Here is a 17,095-nt window from a genome sequence, read left to right as displayed (position 1 = left end):
CGGCGGAGGTCAGAGGGTCGAGGTGAGCCCCTCCGCGATCTTCTTGAGCTCGGCGCTGACGGCCTCGGCGCCGGAGAACTCCTCGGCGTACACGGGACTGAACATGATCTCGGCGCGCTGCCGGTCGCCCATCCTGAGGAAGAGCGTGGGGGTGCCCTTCATGCCGTCCTCACCCACCTCCTGGATGACCAGGTAGCCGGTGCGGTCGCCGACGGTGATCTCCTCACCGTCGTCCTCGTCGCGGTACTGCATGATCCGGTCGTCGACCTCCTGGACGGCCGCTTCCTCGTACATGTAGATCTGCACGCAGTAGAAGCCGTTCTTGTCGCCGTCGAAGTTGTACGAGGTCGTGTACCGGTCGCCGAAGTCCAGCGACCAGTTCGACCATTTCAGCCGCTCGGGCAGATAGCCCACCTTGACATGCCCGAACTCCTTCCCGTCGCCCAGGTCTCCGAAGTCCGGCGTCGGGGAGGGAGCCGGCGGGGTGTCGTCGATGGCGGGCGGCTCCAGCGTCGCGGAGGTCGTGGGCTCCGGCACCGCGGAGATCGCGGGCTCCGGCCGCCCGGTGGTGGCCACCGAGCCGACGGTCACGTACCCGATGGGCGCGGCGGCGATGACGGCGACCGACGCGGCCAGTGCTGCGGCCCTGGTCCTCTTCCGCTTGCCGCGGGAGGAGCGCATGACCCGCTCCGCCAGGTCGGGCGTGGCCTGCAGCCTCGCGGTCTCGTCCGCCATGATCTGGCGGATCTCCTCCTCAAGCATGGGCATTCCTGATCACTCCTTCCACTGGTTCCCGGCCAAGCGCCGCGCGGAGCTTGGCCATGGCCTTCGACGCCTGGCTCTTGACGGTGCCGACCGAGCATCCGAGCACCTCGGCGGTCTGCGTCTCGCTGAGGTCCTCCCAGTACCGCAGGACGACCACCGCGCGCTGCCGGGGCGGCAGGGCGCGCAGCGCCTCCATCAGCACATGGCGCAGGTCGACGTCGGTCGCGCGGGCCGCTCTCTCCGGCGGGCTGTGCATCGGGATGATGTTGAGGATGGCTCGGCGGCGGGCGCGGCTGATGGCGGCGTTGATGATGACGCGGCGCACGTAGGGCTCGGGGCTGTCGTGGAGCACCCGGTCCCAGCTCCTGTACGTACGCTCCAGCGCTGTCTGCAGCAGGTCTTCGGCCTCTGTCTCGTCACCGCAGGCGAGGTAGGCGACCCGCAGCAGGCTCGTGGCGCGCGCGGCCACGAAAGCGCCGAAGTCGTGCTCCACGCCGCTCACGACTGTCTGTCCGATTTCACGCCTCCTAATACGCCTCGGCCGGTCCAAGCGTTGCCCGTCGGCGAGGAAAGGTCCACGGGCAACCATTGGGGCGGTCCCAGGCGTATTGCAGATCGTCACATCGAATCCACGGAGGAACCCTATGAAGTTCGCGACCGCACCGATCCGGCGGCTGAGTTCCCTGGGCATCGGCCTGGCCGTGGGCGCCACCGCTCTCATGGGCGCGCCGGCGGCGGCCGCGGCGGCTCCGCCCGAGGGCGCCTACTGGCACTCTCGGGCGCTCATGACCACCACCCACGCCTGGCGGTTCGGCTCCAGGTCGGACCCCTATTCTCTGGTCCAGCGGCGGGTCACGGAATACTGGAACGCGCCCGACGGCAGGATGTGGATCGGGTTCCGCGAGCTCGGAACGCTACCGAGGAGCGCGGCGGACAAGAAGGCGTGGCGGCGTGACGGCTCCCCGTCCAGGTGGAGCGAGTCGATCGACGGCAAGACCGTGAAGCTGTCCACCGAACCGGCCAAGGGCAGCGTGACCCCCGTACGGAATGAGAACTCGTTCCGGCTCGCGGGGCAGCGGCTGACGTACGACGAGGTGCAGCGCCTGCCCGCCGACCCGGACATCCTGAAGGACTGGCTCAAGAGGGCGGGCAAGGTCAGCCGCGTGCCGGACGGCGCCATCGACGGCTGGGTCACGAGCTCCCTGCCGGAGATCCTGCACTCCATACCCGCCCCGAAAGAGGTCCGCTCCGCCGCTTACCAGGCGCTGCTGACGATGCCGGGCGTCCGCGCCGGCGGCAACGCGAAGGACACCCTGGGCAGATCCGGCGCCGCAGTCGTGATCGACCGGACGAGCAAGGGAAAGAGCGGTACGAGCTCGGCCGAGATCAGGCTGATCGTCGACACCGGCACGATGGTGCTGCTGTCACGGGACCAGACGGTCACGCACAACGGCAAGACGATCGCGGGCAAGACGCACAACGAGACGCTGGTCAAGGTCGGCTGGACCAACTCCCAACCCGCCGTCCCAGCCCTGCCCTAGCACCCGGGCGGGCACCCGCGTTCAGCAGGAGCTCGTCTCCGAAGCCGGGTAGGGCCGCTTGTAGGAGGCGCGGCAAGGCAGGCACGAACAGCGCTTTCAACCTGGAGGTTGACGGCTGGGCGCCATCGGCCTACAGTTTCAACCACTGAGTTGAAAGTAGAGGAGCCGATGACCACGGACACGCTGTCGCGCGTCTTCGCCGCCCTCGCGGATCCCACGAGGCGTGACATGGTGGCCCGGCTCTCGGAGTGCGACGCGACCGTGAGCCAGCTCGCCGAGCCGTACCAGATGACGCTGCAGGCCGTCTACAAACACCTGCGGGTGCTGGAGGACGCCGGGCTCGTCAGCCGGCCGCACGGGCCCCAACCCAGGCCGGTGCGCTTGGAGGCCCAGGCCTTCGACCTGATGGACACCTGGATCGAGCGCCACCGCCGCCGCGTCGAGCAGCGCTACCGCCGCCTCGACGCCGTCCTCGCGGAAATGAACGGAGACCAACCACATGAGCACGACCAAGGAGACGGCCATCGAAGCCGACCCGGGGGTGCCGATCATCCGGACGACTCGTGACTTCGCGGCAACGCCCGAGCAGTTGTTCCGCGCCCACACCGATCCCGCGCTGTTCGTCCGGTGGGTCGGCCCCGACGACACGGCCACCCGGATCGAGCACTGGGACGCGCACACCGGCGGCAGCTGGCGCTACGTCTCGGAGCACAACGGCACGGAATACGGGTTCCGCGGCTGCTTCCACGAGGTACGGCCGGACCGCATCGTGCAGACCTTCACCTTCGAGGGCGACCCCGACGGAGTCGCCCTGGAGACGTTGCGGTTCGAGGACCTGGGCGACGGCCGGACGCGGCTGCGGTCGCAGTCGCTGGTCGACAGCTTCGAGGGCCGCGACGCGTGGCTGCGCAGCGGTATGGAGGTCGGTGTCAGCGAAGGCTACGCCAAGCTGGAGAGGATGATCATCGATGGCTCTGTCTGACCACCCTGCCGAGCGACACCGGCAGATCGCCGGGCTGTTCACCGACCGGGTCCGCGCCACCACGTCGTGGGACGTGCCATCCCCGGTCGCCGGCTGGACCGCCCGCGACATCGTCCGGCACCTGACCGAGTGGTTCCCCGGGTTCCTGGCCTCCGGCGCCGGCATCGAACTGCGCCGCGGACCCTCGGTGGACGAGGACCCGGTCGCCGCGTGGCACGTGCACAGCGACGCTGTGCAGGCGGTGCTGGACGATCCGGAGACCGAGCACCGCAAATTCACCAACCCGCACATCGGCACCCTGCCCCTGGCGACCGCGATCGACCAGTTCTACACCGCTGACGTGTTCATGCACACCTGGGACCTGTCCAGGGCAACCGGCCAGGACGACCGGCTGGACCCCGGCTTCTGCGCTCAGCTCCTCGACGGGATGGAGCAGATGGAGGAGGTTCTCCGCTCCTCCGGCCAGTACGGCGCCCGGGTCGAGGTGCCCGCCGGCTCGGACGTACAGACCAGGCTGGTGGGCTTCATCGGCCGGGACCCGTTCTGGCAGGGACAGTGATCCGGACACCCTCCACCTGACCGGACACCCGCAACCTGCCCGGACGCTCTCAACCTGCCCGGACGCCGAAGCCACCGGCGTCCAGCGGCGAGCGCAGGTCAGCGGCTTCCGATCCCCCTGGCGAGAAGATCCTTGGCGGCCTGGGGCGCCTTGGCAGGGGAGCCCGCGTCGAAAGGTGGCTGAGGGTCGTACTCGATGGCGAGCTGGATCGACTCGGCCGTGGTCTGGTCAGCGATCCGCGCCGCCAGGGTGAGGGCCATATCGATGCCCGACGAGACCCCCGCAGCGGTCACGATCTTCTCCTGGAACACGACTCTCTCGGGGGTGTAGGCAGCTCCGTAGGACTCCAGGACGTCGACTGCCGCCCAGTGCGTCGTCGCGGAGAGACCATCGAGCAGCCCCGCCGCGGCCAGCAGCAGTGAGCCTGTACAGACGGAGGTGGTCCAGACACTCCCTTCGTGCATTCGACGGATCCAGCCGAGGAGATCGTCGTCCTGGAGGAGGCCTCGAGCGCCTGGTCCCCCTGGAACGAGCAGCACATCGCAGGAGTCGACATCGGCGAACGCCGCGTCGGCGCTGATGGCCAGCCACTTGGGCACATCTCGCACCGGCCCCGGTTTCTCGGCGACGAACACGATCTCGGCGTCAGGGAGAAACTTGAGCACCTCGTACGGGCCGACTGCGTCAAGGGCCGTGAACCGATCAAACAGCGGAATGGCGATACGCACGATGACTCCTCCGGTCAGCTCGACAATGCTACGTCGGTGCCGTATTCCCTGTCGTTCCCAGGAAAAGCGGTCCTTTCCCGGTGATTGCGGTCAGCGACTTGGGTGTTGAGGTCGCGGTCGCCATCGGCGTCGGCAACTCCTTCCGCGGCAGGATGGCTGCGGGCTGGGGTACAGGCCGGCCGAAGCTGGCAACATCGGCATGCTCGGCACGGTGACGAACGCCTTGGTGGTGCGTGGAGTGCTCACCGCGCGTGGAGCTGCCGCGCCACACCATGAACGCCTGTCATCCGAACGTGCCCGCCAGGTAGTAGTCATCGCCGGAGACAACGAGACGGAGATGACTGATGGACGACGGGTTCGCCGAGTACGTGGCGCACCGCCATCTACGGCTGTGCCGGATGGCGTACCTCCTTGCCCGGGACTGGGGCACGGCCGAGAACCTGGTGCAGACAGCGCTGGCCAAGGCCTGGGTGGCCTGGCGGCGGATCGAAGGCAACCCCGATCCGTACGTCTATCGCATCATCGTGAACACCCACGCCACCTGGTGGCGCCGGCTGTGGCGCGGCGAGCTGCCGGTCGAAACCCTGCCCGAGACGGCCGACCCGCATGACCACGCCGCCGCCGTGGACGACCAGGCGGCGCTGTGGAACGCCATCGGCACCCTGTCACCACGCCAGCGGGCGGTGATCATCCTGCACTACTTCGAAGGGCGGACGCTCACCCAGGTCGCCGACATAGTCGGCTGCTCGCTGGGCGCGGTCAAGAGCCAGCTCAGCAGGGCCCTGACCCGTCTCCGGGTCGATCCGGACATCCGCACCATGAACCTGGAGGAGCTCCACCGATGAGGCACACGGAGAGCAACCTGCGCACGCTCCTGGACAGGCACGCCCACGACACGACCGGGAGGGAACCGGTCCCCAACCTCGACGCCATCATCCGCCGAGGCCGCCGGGCGCGCCGGACCCGGCGCGCGCTGAGCGTCGGGGCGGCGCTCGCGGTCATCGCGACCGCCGCTGTCCTGCTGACGGGGCCCGTCCGGCCGGACCGGGCCGTGGTGGCCCAGCCGCCCAGCTCGGCGCGGATCGAGCCGCCCCCGGAACTGCCCGAGAGCTTCCCCGTTGTGCTGGGAGCCGAGAGGTTCACCCTTTCCCTCATCCACTCCCAGCGCTTCGGTACGACGGGCGTCGGCCGGACCGTGACGTTCACACCGACAAGTCTCTCCACCGGCTACAAGGTGGTCTGCGCCGATCCCCAGGCATGGGTCGTCGTCTCGATCTCGCTCAAGGGCGGTGAAGCGGGCGGCACCTCCTGGCGATGCGGAGACGGAGTGGGCGGTCACCACGACCGGCTCTCCGCCCCCTCCGGCTGGCTCAAGGGCCCGCAGACGATACAGGTGTGGGTCTTCCCCGCCGACGCCCCCGTCGTCAAGGTCACCGAGGAGCTCGGCCGCTGCCGGCAGTTCACGAAGTCGCCAACGTGCGACGAGCGGGCGGCCTCGATCGCCCTCTCCCACCCGGACGTGCTCGAACGCCTCTCTGCGGAGGTCGGCGAGCGGCCCGGCGAGTGGGCGGTCGGCCTCTACGACCACCCGGCCGCCGCGACCCCGGCGACCCCTGACGCTTCCGGGCCCTCGGGAGACGTCGACCGGTCCTGAGCGCGCGAAGGCCAGGCTCTCGCAGAATATTCGGCGCCTGGATCGACCAGCGCCCGGGACTCCGGCGGAGGACGATCGATCTCCATCTACGGTGAGCGGGATGATCGGGTTTCCGCCTCCGCCGCCTACGGCCCAGACGGCGGACGCAGTGATCATCCCGGAGCCGGAACGCCCTCGCCCAAGGCATGGATGTGAGGTGACCGGCGCCATGTCCTGTCGGCGGAGTTCACTCCTCGTTCCAGTTGTCGAGGATGATGACGGGCGCCTCTTCCACATCCAGCCATTCGCTTTTAAGGCGCATGCCGGTGGCTGCCTCGATGAAGGCGAATGCCGCACTGAGCTTGCCGCGATAGTCCTCCGGGTGGAGGCTGTCGAGCATGGGCAGAAAATCGGCCAGGATGTCGGGGTCGCCCTGCTGGATGCGGTGCTCGGCGAAGATGAAGTAGCCCATTCGTGCCCTGATCTCGCCCTCGGCTGCGTTGAGGATCGTATATCCCCCGAAGGTGTGCCAGGTCGTCATCCATACCCGTGACGTCTTGCTGAGTTCGACGAGGATGTGATCGGGTGTGGCGTAGCCGTAGCTGAACTCCAGGAAGCCGTAGGTTCCTTCGCCCTCGAAGGCGAAGAGCACCGGCTGGTCCTCCGTACAGGCCACCTCCGTGGGATGTTCCATGGTGCGTTGTCGGGGCTCGCGGCCTCCGTTCAGCCGCCGCAGGAGGTCGTCCACTGTGGTCTCTTCGTCCAGGGGTTGCACAACAGTCCAGCAGAGCGCCTGCTCTAACCACTGGTGCCAGTCGAAGAGGTTGCGGTAATGATCGATCACGGTGCTGATTGTCACAGAAGATGCCAGGATGGGCGCCCGCTCTGCCGGTGTGGCAGGACGGTGCTTCGCGTCGCGGCAAACTGGCGCTGTCGCCCGTACCATCCCCTTCGATACCTTCAACAAGCGTGCAGGCGATCGCCTCCGAGAAGGCGATTTCCTTTTCCTGCTGTCACCGCCCCGCGAGTGTTCGGAGCCAAAGACTATGAATGGCCTGGCGAGAACCTGTGCAGCCTTGGCAGTGGGCATCTTCTTAGCTGGCGCAATGACCGGCTGCGGCGCGTTGTGCCAAGCGCGGGCGAAGCAGGACATCAACGAACTGAAGCGAATCGTTCCAGGTCTTCTCCCGAAAGCTGTTGCTGAGACCGTCATGGAGGATGACGACTGCGAGTCCGGAAGTGGCGGGTTCCTTGTCTTCAGAGCACGCCGTACGATGACTGGCGAGCAGATATTCGAAAAGTTTCTCGCCAAGGGGTGGGATCGAATCGACGGACCACACGATGGGTGCGCCCTTTGCGTCGACGGGCTCGACGGCGTAACTACCGAGCGGGACGGTCACACGGTCTACCTGAGGATCAGTGACTCGGAGGACGGCACGATGGATATCCTGGCGGCTTTTGCATGATGTGCGGCCCCGAGCGGCGCCCCGCGCTGCCCTGGCTCAGCCGATAACCGGCCAACGAGTCGAACACGTGGGGGTCGGGTTGCCGAAGGAGAGGGAACGCTCGGCTGCGCCGGGCCGACAACGACTCCACGACAAACTTCGATACACGGCCAGGCCCCTTTGTCGGATCCTCGCTGACCGGATGAAGGAGAACCGGATCTACCGCTTCTCCCGCACCTGTCCCACCCCTATGAGAGGACGGCACCGCCGTAGCGCCGGCGGAAGTCCCGGGGGGATATGCCGAAGACCTGGCGGAATCGGCGGCTGAGGTAGTTGGGGTCCGGCCAGCCGTACCGGCGGCCGATCTCGCTGATCGGGTCGTCGCTGTTGATGAGATCGGCGGCGACGTGCTCGGCGCGGAGCCGGGCGAGGTACGCGATCGGTGACATGCCGGTGGCCTGGAGGAACAGTCTGGACAGGTGGGACGCCGACAGGTGAGACGCCTCGACGAGGTCGCCGAGGGTCCACTGTCTGGCCACGTCACATTCCAGCAGCCGCAGCGTGTCGGTGATCGCCGCGGGCAGTTGCGCGGGCTGCTGCTGATGGAGGGCGGGCCCGTCAGGCCCTGACGCCGTGGAGAGGGCGCCGAGTACGGCCGTCAGCAGGCCGACCCGCCTGGACGCGTACGTGATGCCGCCGGGCGCGTCGCGAGGTGGCACCTCGCGCAACCACCTGGTGACGTCTACCAGCGTGGGGTCATCGAGTTGCCGTTCGACGACGCGACCCGGTGCGGGCGGCCTGATCAGGCTGCTGCATTCCGGCGAGTCCCGCAGCCACCGCAGGGCCGAGTGGAGCGACTCGGTGCCGAGGTAGATGTTCCACACCCGGAGTGCGCGGCAGTCACGCCAGCTGTGCCAATGGCCCGGCCTGAGCACCGCGCAGTATCCGCGGCCCACCGTACGGCTGGCCAGCTGGGTCTCGTGGCGTGCCTGGCCGCTCTCGACGACCACGATCTCGATGAACTCGTGGCTGTGCGGGCCGACCCCGGGGAGGCCGTCCATGAGTTCCGCGGCGACCGCCGGCCCCGACTCCGGCAGGGCCTGGCCTCGACGGTATCGGTTGATCGCGACTCCACTGGTCAGATCGTGCTATTTCAGGACGGGATCCTGCTAGCCCACGCACCACGATGTCAATAGCATGCGCGTTACGTGCAAGTTGGGGCCGAAAACCACCCTTTGGTCGGGCCCGAACAGGGAGGTCGCGGTGAAGACGCTCGGCTTACGGAGAAACCTGGCGCGCGTCGCGGCCGTGGTCGCGCTCGCCGTACCAGGTGCTGGTGCGAATGCCACGACGGTCACCTTGGAAGAGGCGCGAGAGAGCCCGGCCACGACCACCGACCTGATGGCGGCGGGCGGCCCCCTGGTGGCCACCGACGCGCTCGGCCGCCGGCTGAGCGATCACACCACCGCTCCCGCTCCGCGCCGCGACCGCTCGGTCGGCGTCTTCTACGTGCTGTGGCACGGCTCGAACGACATGCGTGACTACAAGAACGTCTTCGACAACAACGCCACGCTGGCCAAGGACCCGCTCGCCTGGAAGAGGCCGGACAGCGGAGCCTTCCCCGACCCCAACCATTTCGCGTACTGGGGCGAGCCGCTGTGGGGCTACTTCCGCAGCGACGACGCCTGGGTGGTGCGCCGCGACCTCCAACTCCTCGCCGCCGCCCAGGTCGACTACCTGGTGCTCGACACCTCCAACTGGGAGATCTACAAGCCGCAGGCGATCCTGCTGATGCGGACGATCGTCGAACTGCAGGCCCAGGGCGTGCGGGCACCGCAGGTGGTCTTCATGACGCACACCGATTCCACCCGCAACATGGACGAAATCTACCGGACGTTCTACGCCGACGACGCGCCGCACCGGTATCCCAGCACGTGGTTCCGCTGGGACGGCAGGCCGTTGATCATGGGCAGCGACCCGTCCCGGACCGTCCAGGGCTTCTTCACCTTCCGCTACGCTCAGTGGCCCAACGAGCCGCAGCAGCCCGCCGACGGCTGGGACTGGATCAGTTTCGACCGCCCGCAGCGTGGCAACCGTGACGCCGACGGAAACCTTGAGCAGATGGCCGTGTCCCCGGCACAGAACTCCGGCAGTTCGTCGATCTTCAGCTACACCGCGTGGTACGAGCTCGACGACAGGCCGTCGCTCAGCCGTAACTTCCATGACGGCGCGGAGGACGAGTCGCCCGGAGCGGAGCTCCACGGCCACAACTTCCAGGAACAGTGGGACCACGCGATCGCGCAAGATCCCGAGACGATCCTCGTCCTGGAGTGGAACGAATGGATCGCCGGAAACTGGGCGGCCGACCCGAAGAGTCCTCTCGTCTTCTACGACGTGGTCAACACCCGGTGGAGCCGCGACCTGGCGCCGATGGCCGGCGGCTACGGCGACAACTACTATCTGCAGCTGGTCGACAACATCCGCCGCTACAAGGGCGTCGATCCGCCGGCGGACACCGGCGCCGAGCGGACCATCCACCTGCGGCGCGGATTCGGCCAGTGGCGCGGGGTCTCCCCCGAGTACGCCGACCACCGGGGCGACACCGCCCCACGCGACCATCCGGGCACCGACGCGCGGACCTACGTCAACCGTACGGGCCGCAACGACATCGTCTCCGCCAAGGTCGCCAGGGACACCGCGAACGTGTACTTCTACGCCAGGACCGGCGAACACCTGACGCCGATCTCCGGCGGGAACTGGATGACGCTGTACCTGGACGTCGACTCCGGCAAGGCCAACGGCTGGTCCGGTTACGACCTGCGGGTGCGGTGGAGCGAAGCCGGCGGCGCCCGGCTCGAACGGTTCACCGGCGGCGGGTGGACGGCTGTCCGCTCGATCTCGTTCACGGCCGGCGGCAGCGAACTGATGCTCGCGGTGCCGCGGGCGGACCTCACCGCCGGCGCGGATCCGCTGCGGCTCGCTTTCAAGTGGTGGGACAACCAGCAGAGCGACGACCCTGCCGACGCGTACGTCTCCGGTGACGCCGCGCCTGACGGCCGGTTCGGCTACCTGTACGACACCGGCGACCATCCGAGCGCGCAGCCGGTCGACGGGCCGCCGGCGGTGGACAAGGCGCCGGCCAGGCCTTCCGGGTGGTACCGGATCGAGAACGACGACCGGACGACGGACTACGAGACCTCCGTGACGCCACACGCCAGTGACTGGGTGGTCGTGCCGGACCGGGCCGCCTCCGGCGGCTCCTACAGCTCCCTGTTCAACCCAGGAGGAGGGGCGAGCGGCTTCTACCGGACGTTCATCAGAGCCGGCTTCACCGGCAACGCCGTCCGCTGGGTCGCCCCGACAGGTCCGCAGGGCACCGAAGCCGAGGTGTTCGTCAACGGACTGTCGCAAGGGATGGTGAACCTGTACAGTTCGCAGCCGCGGTCCAGGCAGACCGTCTTCGAGGTACGTGGCCTGCCGGACGGCTATCACGAGATCATGGTCGTGTTCCGGGCCCAGAGCGGGACCTACTACCACGACGCCTTCGAGTACGGCGTCGGCGCCGCCGGCCGTGGCGGCGGACCCGACCCGGCGACCCCGTCCGCGACCGCCTACGCCACCGCGTCCTCCTTCTCCCCGGCGAGGTGGTTCGCCACCAACGCCGGCCAGGTGAACGACGGCCGCGTGGGGACGTACTGGCGGGGCACCAAGGAGTCGGGCGACTCCGTCACCCTCTCCTTCGGCAGGACGGTCAGGTTCGACCGGGTGGAAGTGGTGCCCAGAGCGGCCGGGGCGACCGTGACGTCGTTCGAGGTGCGCGTGCCCGACGGAGACGGATGGCGCGTCGTCCACCGTGGCGGGAAGCCGGCCGCCGGCGCCATCGACCTCGGCACGATCCGCGCCGACGCCCTCCGGTTGCTGGTCAAGGGAACGACCGGCGGACCTCCTGAGATCGCCGAACTCGAGGTCTCAGCGCATCGCGAATCTCCGCCGAAGCCATCCGGCACCTCGTGGGAGTTCGCGAACGGCACCGACGGCTGGTCAGGCGCAGGGCTGAGCGGCGAGGTCGAGTGGTCGGAGCAGGGCACGATCGGCGGCGACCTCGGCGCCACGGAGTCGGTGTTGCGCTCCCCCGGCGATCTCCACGTCGATGCGGACAGGTTCCGGTCCGTCCTGGTCGAGATGAGCAACCGCACCGACGCGCGCGAGGCGTACATCGACTACACCGCGGTGACCCCCGACCATCGCACCGTGACCGGGCGCCGCACCTTCCGCCTGGCCCCGGGAACAGCAGCCAGAAGTCACGTCATCGACATGACGGACGCGCCGGGCTGGTCGGGAACGGTGCGCCAGGTCGGGGTCGGGATCTCGGCGGGGAAGGGCCGGCTGGACCTCGGACACGTACGCCTCGCGCCGGACCACGCGGTGTACTCCGCGCACTTCGTCGAGGACGCGGAAGGATGGACCGCCGCAGGCATGACCTGGCAGCGGGACGGTTCGATCCGCCTGCCTGCCGATGGCGGCGCAGCGACCTCGCCCGCCGGTCTGCGTTCCGACCTCACCAACGCCGACACCGTGACCTTGCGGGTACGCAACGACTCGTCGGCGCGCCGTGGCGTGATCCGCTTCACCACGGGGGCGGAACCCGAGGACGCGTCACGAGGCTCGGCCGAGTTCGAACTGACCGCGCACGACGACGCCTTCAAGACCTACCAGGTCACCATGGACGGTGTGCCCGGCTGGCAGGGCCTCCTGGACCGCCTGAGCGTGGAACTGGTCGGTGCGGCGAAGGGCGAGAACGTGTACCTGGACGCGGTACGGGTCGAACCTTTCGTCCTCACCACGCTCAACCCTCAGCGCTCGTGGACGTTCGACGAGAGCGCGGAAGGATGGGGCGAGCCCGGCCACATCGACGGATTCGCCTGGCGCGACGGCGGGGTCGGCGGCACGATCACCGGGCCTGACCCCCAGTTCTTCTCGCCGCACGGGTTGTGGGTGGACCTCACCGGCCTCAAGACCGTGGCGATCCGGATGGCCGTCGACACGACCGCGGCGCACGGAACCCTCTACTTCACGACCGAGGCCGACCCCGGCTTCAGCGAGGCCAACAGCGTCAGGATCCCCCTCGATACCGGCGCCACCGGGCCGGTGACGTACCGGCTCGACATGAGCAAGGTCAGCGGCTGGAACGGCGTCCTGCGACAGATCCGGCTCGACCCCGAAGAGGGCGACAGCGGCGGAAGCTTCCACGTCGACAGCGTCGAACTGCTGGCCGGCTAGACCGCAGGCGTCCGCGCCCAAGAGGAGCACATCATGCCAAGGACAACACCCAGCAGCTTCAGGCTCGCCGTGACGGCCCTGGCCGTGGCACTGGCCGCGGCGGCCTGCGGCGGCTCCGGCTCGCCGCCCGGTGACACCACCGTCAAATGGTGGGCATGGAACGCCGGCGAGCACGAGAGGACGATCGCGGCGTTCGAGAAGGCGAACCCCGGGATCAAGGTCGAGTTCACCGCCTACTCCAACGCCGACTACCTGAACAACCTGCGCTCAGCACTCACGTCGGGCAAGGGACCGGACGTCCTGCAACTCGCACCCGGTGCCACCGTGGCCAACTACGGCGACCTCGTCGAGGACCTCGGGCCGCTCGCCGAGAAGCAGTGGGGAGCCGGCTGGCGCGACAGGTTCAACGAGCTCGGTGTCGACCAGCTGGCCGCGAACGGCAGGCAGGCAGCGCTTCCCGCCTACATGAGCGCCGCCGGGCTGATCTACTTCAACTCCGGCCTGTTGGAGAAGACCGGGACGAAGGTCCCCAAGGACCTGGCCGAGTGGAAGGCCGCCTGCAAGACCATCAAGGCAGCCGGGTACGACTGCCTCGCGCACGGAGCCAAGGACGCCTGGGCGAACCTGGACGTCTACCTCTCGCTGATCAACAGCGTCAAGCCCGGCATCGTGTACGACGCCATCGCCGGCAAGGCCGACTGGACCGGCCCCGAGTTCCTCCAGGCCATGCAGGCGTGGCGGTCGCTGTTCACCGACGGCGTCATCTCCTCGGGCGCGACGGCGAAAGCGGAGTACCCCGACGCGTTCTCACCCTTCCTCGAAGGAAAAGCCGCGTTCATCGCGCTCGGCACGTGGAACACCCCAGGCACCATGACCAGGACCGGGCTCAAGGTCTCCCAGCAGACCGTGTCGGCACCGATCAAGAGCGTCTTCCTGTCCGCGCCGTTCCCCGGCGCCGCCACCGGGCTGGCGCCCACCGGGGCCTTCGGCGGCCCGGACAACGGCTGGGCCATCAGCAGCCAGAGCGCGGACAGGGACGCCGCGTGGAAGCTGGTGTCCTTCCTCTCGGACACCGAGGGCCAGACCATCCAGGCGGCAGTCGGAAACTTCCCGGCGCTGCTGAGCGTGCCGGTGTCGACCGCGGATGTCGTCGACTCCAGCCAGGTGGACGACATCGAACGCCAGCAGAAGACGCTCACCAGCCTGATCGGGTACCGGCAGATCCCCTACCCCGACCTCGAAACCGCGCTCGCCCGAGCGTTGTCGGAGGTGGCGGCGGGAACGGCCGAACCCGCCGAAGCCCTCGCCGCGGTGCAGGGCGTGTCGTCCTCCCTCACCCGATGACGGCAAGGAACTGGGGCCCCTACCTCTACGCGCTACCCGCCCTCGTGCTCGTCTCCGGAGTCGTGCACTACGGAATCGCGGCGAACGCCATGTACTCGACGTGGGACTGGAACGGGGTGTCACCACGGCACACCGGGGTCGGCGCCGGCAACTACCTCGCGCTTGCCACCGATCCCGTCTTCTGGACGGCGGCGCGCAACACCCTGCTGTTCGCCGTCGCGACCGTCGGGATCCAGATGGTCCTCGGGTTTCTCCTGGCCGTCCTCGTACGCACGCGGACGTCGGGCGGCGGCATCCTGCGAACCCTGATCTTCGTTCCGGTGGTGATCTCCCCGGCGATCGTGGCGACCTCCTTCCGGCTGCTGCTCTCCCCGGACGGGGAGGTGAACCAGTTGCTGGCCTTGGATCACGCCTGGCTGGCCGACCCCCGGACGGCGCTGATGACCATCATCGCGATCAACATCTGGCAGTACACGGGGTACAGCTTCGTCATCTACGACGCGGCGATCTCGCAGATCGACCCTTCCGTCATCGAGGCCGCCCGGCTCGACGGCGCCGGTACGGCACAGTTGCTTCGGCGCGTCGTCGCGCCGCTCGTCTCCGGTTCCCACCTCGTGCTCGTCGTGCTCGGGGTGATCAGCGCGCTCAAGACCTTCGACATCGTGTTCCTGACCACCGGCGGCGGTCCTGGTGTCGAGACGGAGTTCCTCAGCACGTACATCTACAAGCAGGTGATCAACCAGTTCCACGCCGGCTACGGCGCGGCGCTGTCGATGGTGCTGGTCCTGGTCGCGCTGCTGTTCGCGGTCCTTCAAGTCCGGCTCGCCCAGCGGGCGGTGAGCTGAGTGTTCGCCCAGCAATCGATCCTGGGGCGGGTCGTGAGCCAGATCGTGCTGGCGATCTGTGTCGTGATCCTTGCCGCCCCGCTCGCCCTGATCGTCCGGCTGTCCTTCGGCGGGGAGGGCTGGCGCAACTTCGTGGTCATCGTGGGCACCACGCCGTTCCTCCGGTTCCTATCGAACAGCTTCGTGATCGCCGTCGTGACCGTGGCGCTCGTCCTGATCATGGCCATGGCCGCCGCCTACGCGACAGCCGTGCTCCGGCCCAGGGGCGCTTCGCTGATCACCGTGCTCATCCTCGCCGGCCTGTCCATGCCGGCGATCGCGCTGGCTGTGCCGGTGTTCTCTCTTGTCCAGACCTTCGGGCTGTTCGACACCTACTGGGCAGTGATCATCCCGTTGACGGCGTTGTCGATCCCCTTCGGAGTGCTCGTCGGCGGGAATTACATCCGCGCGATACCGGTCGAGATCTTCGAGGCCGCGAAACTCGACGGCAGCGGCTCGTTCAGGACCCTGGTGAGCATCGTGGTGCCGATCTGCCGCCCGGTGCTCTCGGTGATAGCAATTTTCAGCTTTCTCGCGGCATGGAACGAGTATCTGCTGCCGCTGCTCTTCCTCCAGGACGTTGATCTCAAGGTTGTGACCCAGGTGCCCACCTATTTCCAGAGCCAGCGACTCGTCGACACCCCCAAGGTCTTCGCGGCCAATGTCCTGATCAGCCTGCCCATCGTGGCCGTCTACCTGGCGCTGCAGCGGACCTTCCGCAGAGGTCTGACCGGCGGGGCCGTCAAATGACCGATCTGGCACGGCAGGCCGACCGCCCCAAGATCTTTGCGTACTACTTTCCCGACTACCACGCCGACGCGCGCAATGCCGCCTGGTTCGGCGAGGGCTGGGACGAGTGGCACCTGGTGCGCGCCGCTGTCCCCCGTTTTCCTGAGCACCTCCAGCCGAAAGTGCCGCTGCTCGGCTACCAGGACGAAGCCGACCCCGCGGTCGCCCAGTCCTCCATCGAACTCGCCGACCGGTTCGGGATCGACGGGTTCATCTTCGACTATTACTGGTACGACGACGGCCCCTACCTCCAGCGAGCGCTCGATGAAGGATTCCTCGGGGCGCCGAACCCGGAGCGGGTCGAGTTCTCGCTGATGTGGGCGAACCACGACCTGCTCGACATCTTTCCGCGGCGGGACCTCACCACGATGCCCCGCACGCTGAAGCGGGGTGCGATCGGCCGTGCCGCCTTCGAGCGGATGGCACGACATGTGGTCGACTGCTATTTCTGGCGGCCGCAGTACACCCGCGTCCACGGACGGCCACGCTTCTCGATCTACGAGGTGGGTGCGCTGATCCGCGGCTTGGGCGGCGTCAGGGAGGCCGCTGACGCACTGAACTGGTTCGACGGACTCGCGCGCGAGTCCGGCCATCCGGGCGTGCATTTCGACGCCGTGGTCTGGGGGTTCGCGGTGCTTCCCGCGGAGATTCCGATCGCCGCGCCCGAGAAGCTGATTCGGGAGCTGGGATTCAGGTCGGCGAGCTCCTACGTCTGGATCCACCACGCGGATTCGGCCCAGCACCCCTTCCCTTTCGCCGACACCTGGCGTGAGGTCGCCGCCACCGCGTTCCTGGAGTACGACGGCTACAGGAAACGGTTGGGTGTCCCGTTCCACCCGAACGCCACCGCGGGCTGGGACGCCTCCGCCCGGGTCGCGGCCGAGGCCGAATTCTCCCGTGACGACCTGCCGTACACACCGGTCTGGCAGGCCACCCCGGCCGACTTCGAACACGGCCTCCGCCTGGCGAAGAGCTTCATCTCAGCGTCCGGGTACGACTACCGCGAACTGACGATCAACGCGTGGAACGAGTGGACCGAGGGGTCCTACCTCCTCCCCGACGAGGTCGACGGGTTCGCTCGGCTCGAAGCCGTCCTGCGCGTGTTCGGGCCGCGGGCGAACCGCGGATCTCCTTGAGGGGCGAAC

Annotated in this window: 17 protein-coding genes; 12 read left to right on the top strand and 5 right to left on the bottom strand. The window is 68.1% G+C overall.

The features are described from left to right. Positions 1–9: 9 nt before the first annotated feature. Together ACTWPV_RS31650 and ACTWPV_RS31645 are read right to left on the bottom strand one after the other, a co-directional pair. Positions 10–768 (bottom strand): hypothetical protein, encoded by a 759-nt coding sequence (locus ACTWPV_RS31650; RefSeq protein WP_443154592.1) that lies wholly within the window; start codon positions 766–768, stop codon positions 10–12. Continuing rightward, positions 755–1,267 (bottom strand): SigE family RNA polymerase sigma factor, encoded by a 513-nt coding sequence (locus ACTWPV_RS31645; RefSeq protein WP_443154591.1) that lies wholly within the window; start codon positions 1,265–1,267, stop codon positions 755–757. The genes ACTWPV_RS31650 and ACTWPV_RS31645 overlap by 14 nt, the downstream gene beginning before the upstream one ends. Positions 1,268–1,409: 142 nt before the next feature. Between ACTWPV_RS31645 and ACTWPV_RS31640 the strand changes: the two genes are divergently transcribed. The 4 genes from ACTWPV_RS31640 (at position 1,410) to ACTWPV_RS31625 (ending at position 3,847) form a co-directional block, all read left to right on the top strand. Further along, positions 1,410–2,306, top strand: coding sequence for a hypothetical protein (locus ACTWPV_RS31640; protein WP_443154590.1), 897 nt, complete (start codon positions 1,410–1,412; stop codon positions 2,304–2,306). A gap of 168 nt (positions 2,307–2,474) precedes the next feature. Next, on the top strand, positions 2,475–2,873 hold the full coding sequence (locus ACTWPV_RS31635) for an ArsR/SmtB family transcription factor (RefSeq protein WP_443154589.1): 399 nt from the start codon (positions 2,475–2,477) through the stop codon (positions 2,871–2,873). Further along, positions 2,806–3,288, top strand: a complete 483-nt coding sequence (locus tag ACTWPV_RS31630; RefSeq protein ID WP_347649765.1) for an SRPBCC family protein — start codon at positions 2,806–2,808, stop codon at positions 3,286–3,288. Before ACTWPV_RS31635 ends, ACTWPV_RS31630 begins: the two co-directional genes overlap by 68 nt. Beyond that, entirely contained in the window at positions 3,275–3,847 is a 573-nt protein-coding gene (locus tag ACTWPV_RS31625) for a TIGR03086 family metal-binding protein (RefSeq protein ID WP_443154588.1), read from the top strand. The genes ACTWPV_RS31630 and ACTWPV_RS31625 overlap by 14 nt, the downstream gene beginning before the upstream one ends. A gap of 98 nt (positions 3,848–3,945) precedes the next feature. On the opposite strand, the gene ACTWPV_RS31620 is transcribed toward ACTWPV_RS31625, so the two are convergent. Next, positions 3,946–4,575 (bottom strand): DJ-1/PfpI family protein, encoded by a 630-nt coding sequence (locus tag ACTWPV_RS31620; RefSeq protein WP_347649767.1) that lies wholly within the window; start codon positions 4,573–4,575, stop codon positions 3,946–3,948. Between the two features lie 344 nt (positions 4,576–4,919). On the opposite strand from ACTWPV_RS31620, the gene ACTWPV_RS31615 reads away from it, so the two are divergent. Continuing rightward, a complete protein-coding gene (locus tag ACTWPV_RS31615) occupies positions 4,920–5,420 on the top strand; it encodes a SigE family RNA polymerase sigma factor (protein ID WP_443154587.1) in 501 nt (166 codons plus the stop codon). After that, the gene (locus ACTWPV_RS31610; protein ID WP_443154586.1) at positions 5,417–6,229 is read left to right on the top strand and encodes a hypothetical protein; all 813 of its coding nucleotides are present in this window, start codon (positions 5,417–5,419) and stop codon (positions 6,227–6,229) included. Before ACTWPV_RS31615 ends, ACTWPV_RS31610 begins: the two co-directional genes overlap by 4 nt. Before the next feature lie 226 nt (positions 6,230–6,455). Here ACTWPV_RS31610 and ACTWPV_RS31605 read toward each other — a convergent pair whose 3' ends face one another. Then, positions 6,456–7,052: a hypothetical protein gene (locus ACTWPV_RS31605; RefSeq protein WP_443154585.1), complete on the bottom strand. Its 597-nt coding sequence runs from the start codon at positions 7,050–7,052 to the stop codon at positions 6,456–6,458. Between the two features lies 1 nt (position 7,053). On the opposite strand from ACTWPV_RS31605, the gene ACTWPV_RS31600 reads away from it, so the two are divergent. Continuing rightward, positions 7,054–7,674: a hypothetical protein gene (locus tag ACTWPV_RS31600; RefSeq protein ID WP_443154584.1), complete on the top strand. Its 621-nt coding sequence runs from the start codon at positions 7,054–7,056 to the stop codon at positions 7,672–7,674. Positions 7,675–7,901: 227 nt separating this feature from the next. Here the strand turns inward: ACTWPV_RS31600 and ACTWPV_RS31595 are convergent, their stop codons facing one another. Further along, positions 7,902–8,714, bottom strand: a complete 813-nt coding sequence (locus tag ACTWPV_RS31595; protein ID WP_443154583.1) for an AraC family transcriptional regulator — start codon at positions 8,712–8,714, stop codon at positions 7,902–7,904. A gap of 202 nt (positions 8,715–8,916) precedes the next feature. Here ACTWPV_RS31595 and ACTWPV_RS31590 point away from each other — a divergent pair, with 202 nt between their 5' ends. Genes ACTWPV_RS31590 through ACTWPV_RS31570 form a run of 5 tightly spaced genes read left to right on the top strand, consistent with a single transcriptional unit; the run spans position 8,917 to position 17,086 of the window. Beyond that, positions 8,917–12,933: a discoidin domain-containing protein gene (locus tag ACTWPV_RS31590; RefSeq protein WP_443154582.1), complete on the top strand. Its 4,017-nt coding sequence runs from the start codon at positions 8,917–8,919 to the stop codon at positions 12,931–12,933. A gap of 33 nt (positions 12,934–12,966) precedes the next feature. Then, positions 12,967–14,277 carry an ABC transporter substrate-binding protein gene (locus ACTWPV_RS31585; RefSeq protein WP_443154581.1) on the top strand — a complete coding sequence of 437 codons (1,311 nt, stop codon included), beginning with the start codon at positions 12,967–12,969 and terminating at the stop codon, positions 14,275–14,277. After that, positions 14,274–15,122 carry a carbohydrate ABC transporter permease gene (locus tag ACTWPV_RS31580; protein WP_347649775.1) on the top strand — a complete coding sequence of 283 codons (849 nt, stop codon included), beginning with the start codon at positions 14,274–14,276 and terminating at the stop codon, positions 15,120–15,122. The genes ACTWPV_RS31585 and ACTWPV_RS31580 overlap by 4 nt, the downstream gene beginning before the upstream one ends. Beyond that, positions 15,123–15,911, top strand: a complete 789-nt coding sequence (locus ACTWPV_RS31575; protein ID WP_443154580.1) for a carbohydrate ABC transporter permease — start codon at positions 15,123–15,125, stop codon at positions 15,909–15,911. Continuing rightward, positions 15,908–17,086 carry a glycoside hydrolase family 99-like domain-containing protein gene (locus ACTWPV_RS31570; RefSeq protein WP_443154579.1) on the top strand — a complete coding sequence of 393 codons (1,179 nt, stop codon included), beginning with the start codon at positions 15,908–15,910 and terminating at the stop codon, positions 17,084–17,086. Before ACTWPV_RS31575 ends, ACTWPV_RS31570 begins: the two co-directional genes overlap by 4 nt. The last annotated feature ends 9 nt before the right edge of the window (positions 17,087–17,095 follow it).

Source organism: Nonomuraea sp. KM88 (assembly GCF_052245635.1).
In the GTDB taxonomy this organism is placed as follows: Bacteria; Actinomycetota; Actinomycetes; order Streptosporangiales; family Streptosporangiaceae; genus Nonomuraea.
The sequence above is the reverse complement of the archived record's forward strand: the minus strand, read 5'-3'. Positions and strand labels throughout refer to the sequence as shown.

Coding starts and splice junctions, on each gene's coding strand:
- ACTWPV_RS31650 (WP_443154592.1), bottom strand. CDS start 768: ATGCCCATGCTTGAGGAGGAGATCCGCCAGATCATGGCGGACGAGACC.
- ACTWPV_RS31640 (WP_443154590.1), top strand. CDS start 1,410: ATGAAGTTCGCGACCGCACCGATCCGGCGGCTGAGTTCCCTGGGCATC.
- ACTWPV_RS31635 (WP_443154589.1), top strand. CDS start 2,475: ATGACCACGGACACGCTGTCGCGCGTCTTCGCCGCCCTCGCGGATCCC.
- ACTWPV_RS31630 (WP_347649765.1), top strand. CDS start 2,806: ATGAGCACGACCAAGGAGACGGCCATCGAAGCCGACCCGGGGGTGCCG.
- ACTWPV_RS31625 (WP_443154588.1), top strand. CDS start 3,275: ATGGCTCTGTCTGACCACCCTGCCGAGCGACACCGGCAGATCGCCGGG.
- ACTWPV_RS31615 (WP_443154587.1), top strand. CDS start 4,920: ATGGACGACGGGTTCGCCGAGTACGTGGCGCACCGCCATCTACGGCTG.
- ACTWPV_RS31610 (WP_443154586.1), top strand. CDS start 5,417: ATGAGGCACACGGAGAGCAACCTGCGCACGCTCCTGGACAGGCACGCC.
- ACTWPV_RS31595 (WP_443154583.1), bottom strand. CDS start 8,714: ATGGACGGCCTCCCCGGGGTCGGCCCGCACAGCCACGAGTTCATCGAG.
- ACTWPV_RS31585 (WP_443154581.1), top strand. CDS start 12,967: ATGCCAAGGACAACACCCAGCAGCTTCAGGCTCGCCGTGACGGCCCTG.
- ACTWPV_RS31580 (WP_347649775.1), top strand. CDS start 14,274: ATGACGGCAAGGAACTGGGGCCCCTACCTCTACGCGCTACCCGCCCTC.
- ACTWPV_RS31570 (WP_443154579.1), top strand. CDS start 15,908: ATGACCGATCTGGCACGGCAGGCCGACCGCCCCAAGATCTTTGCGTAC.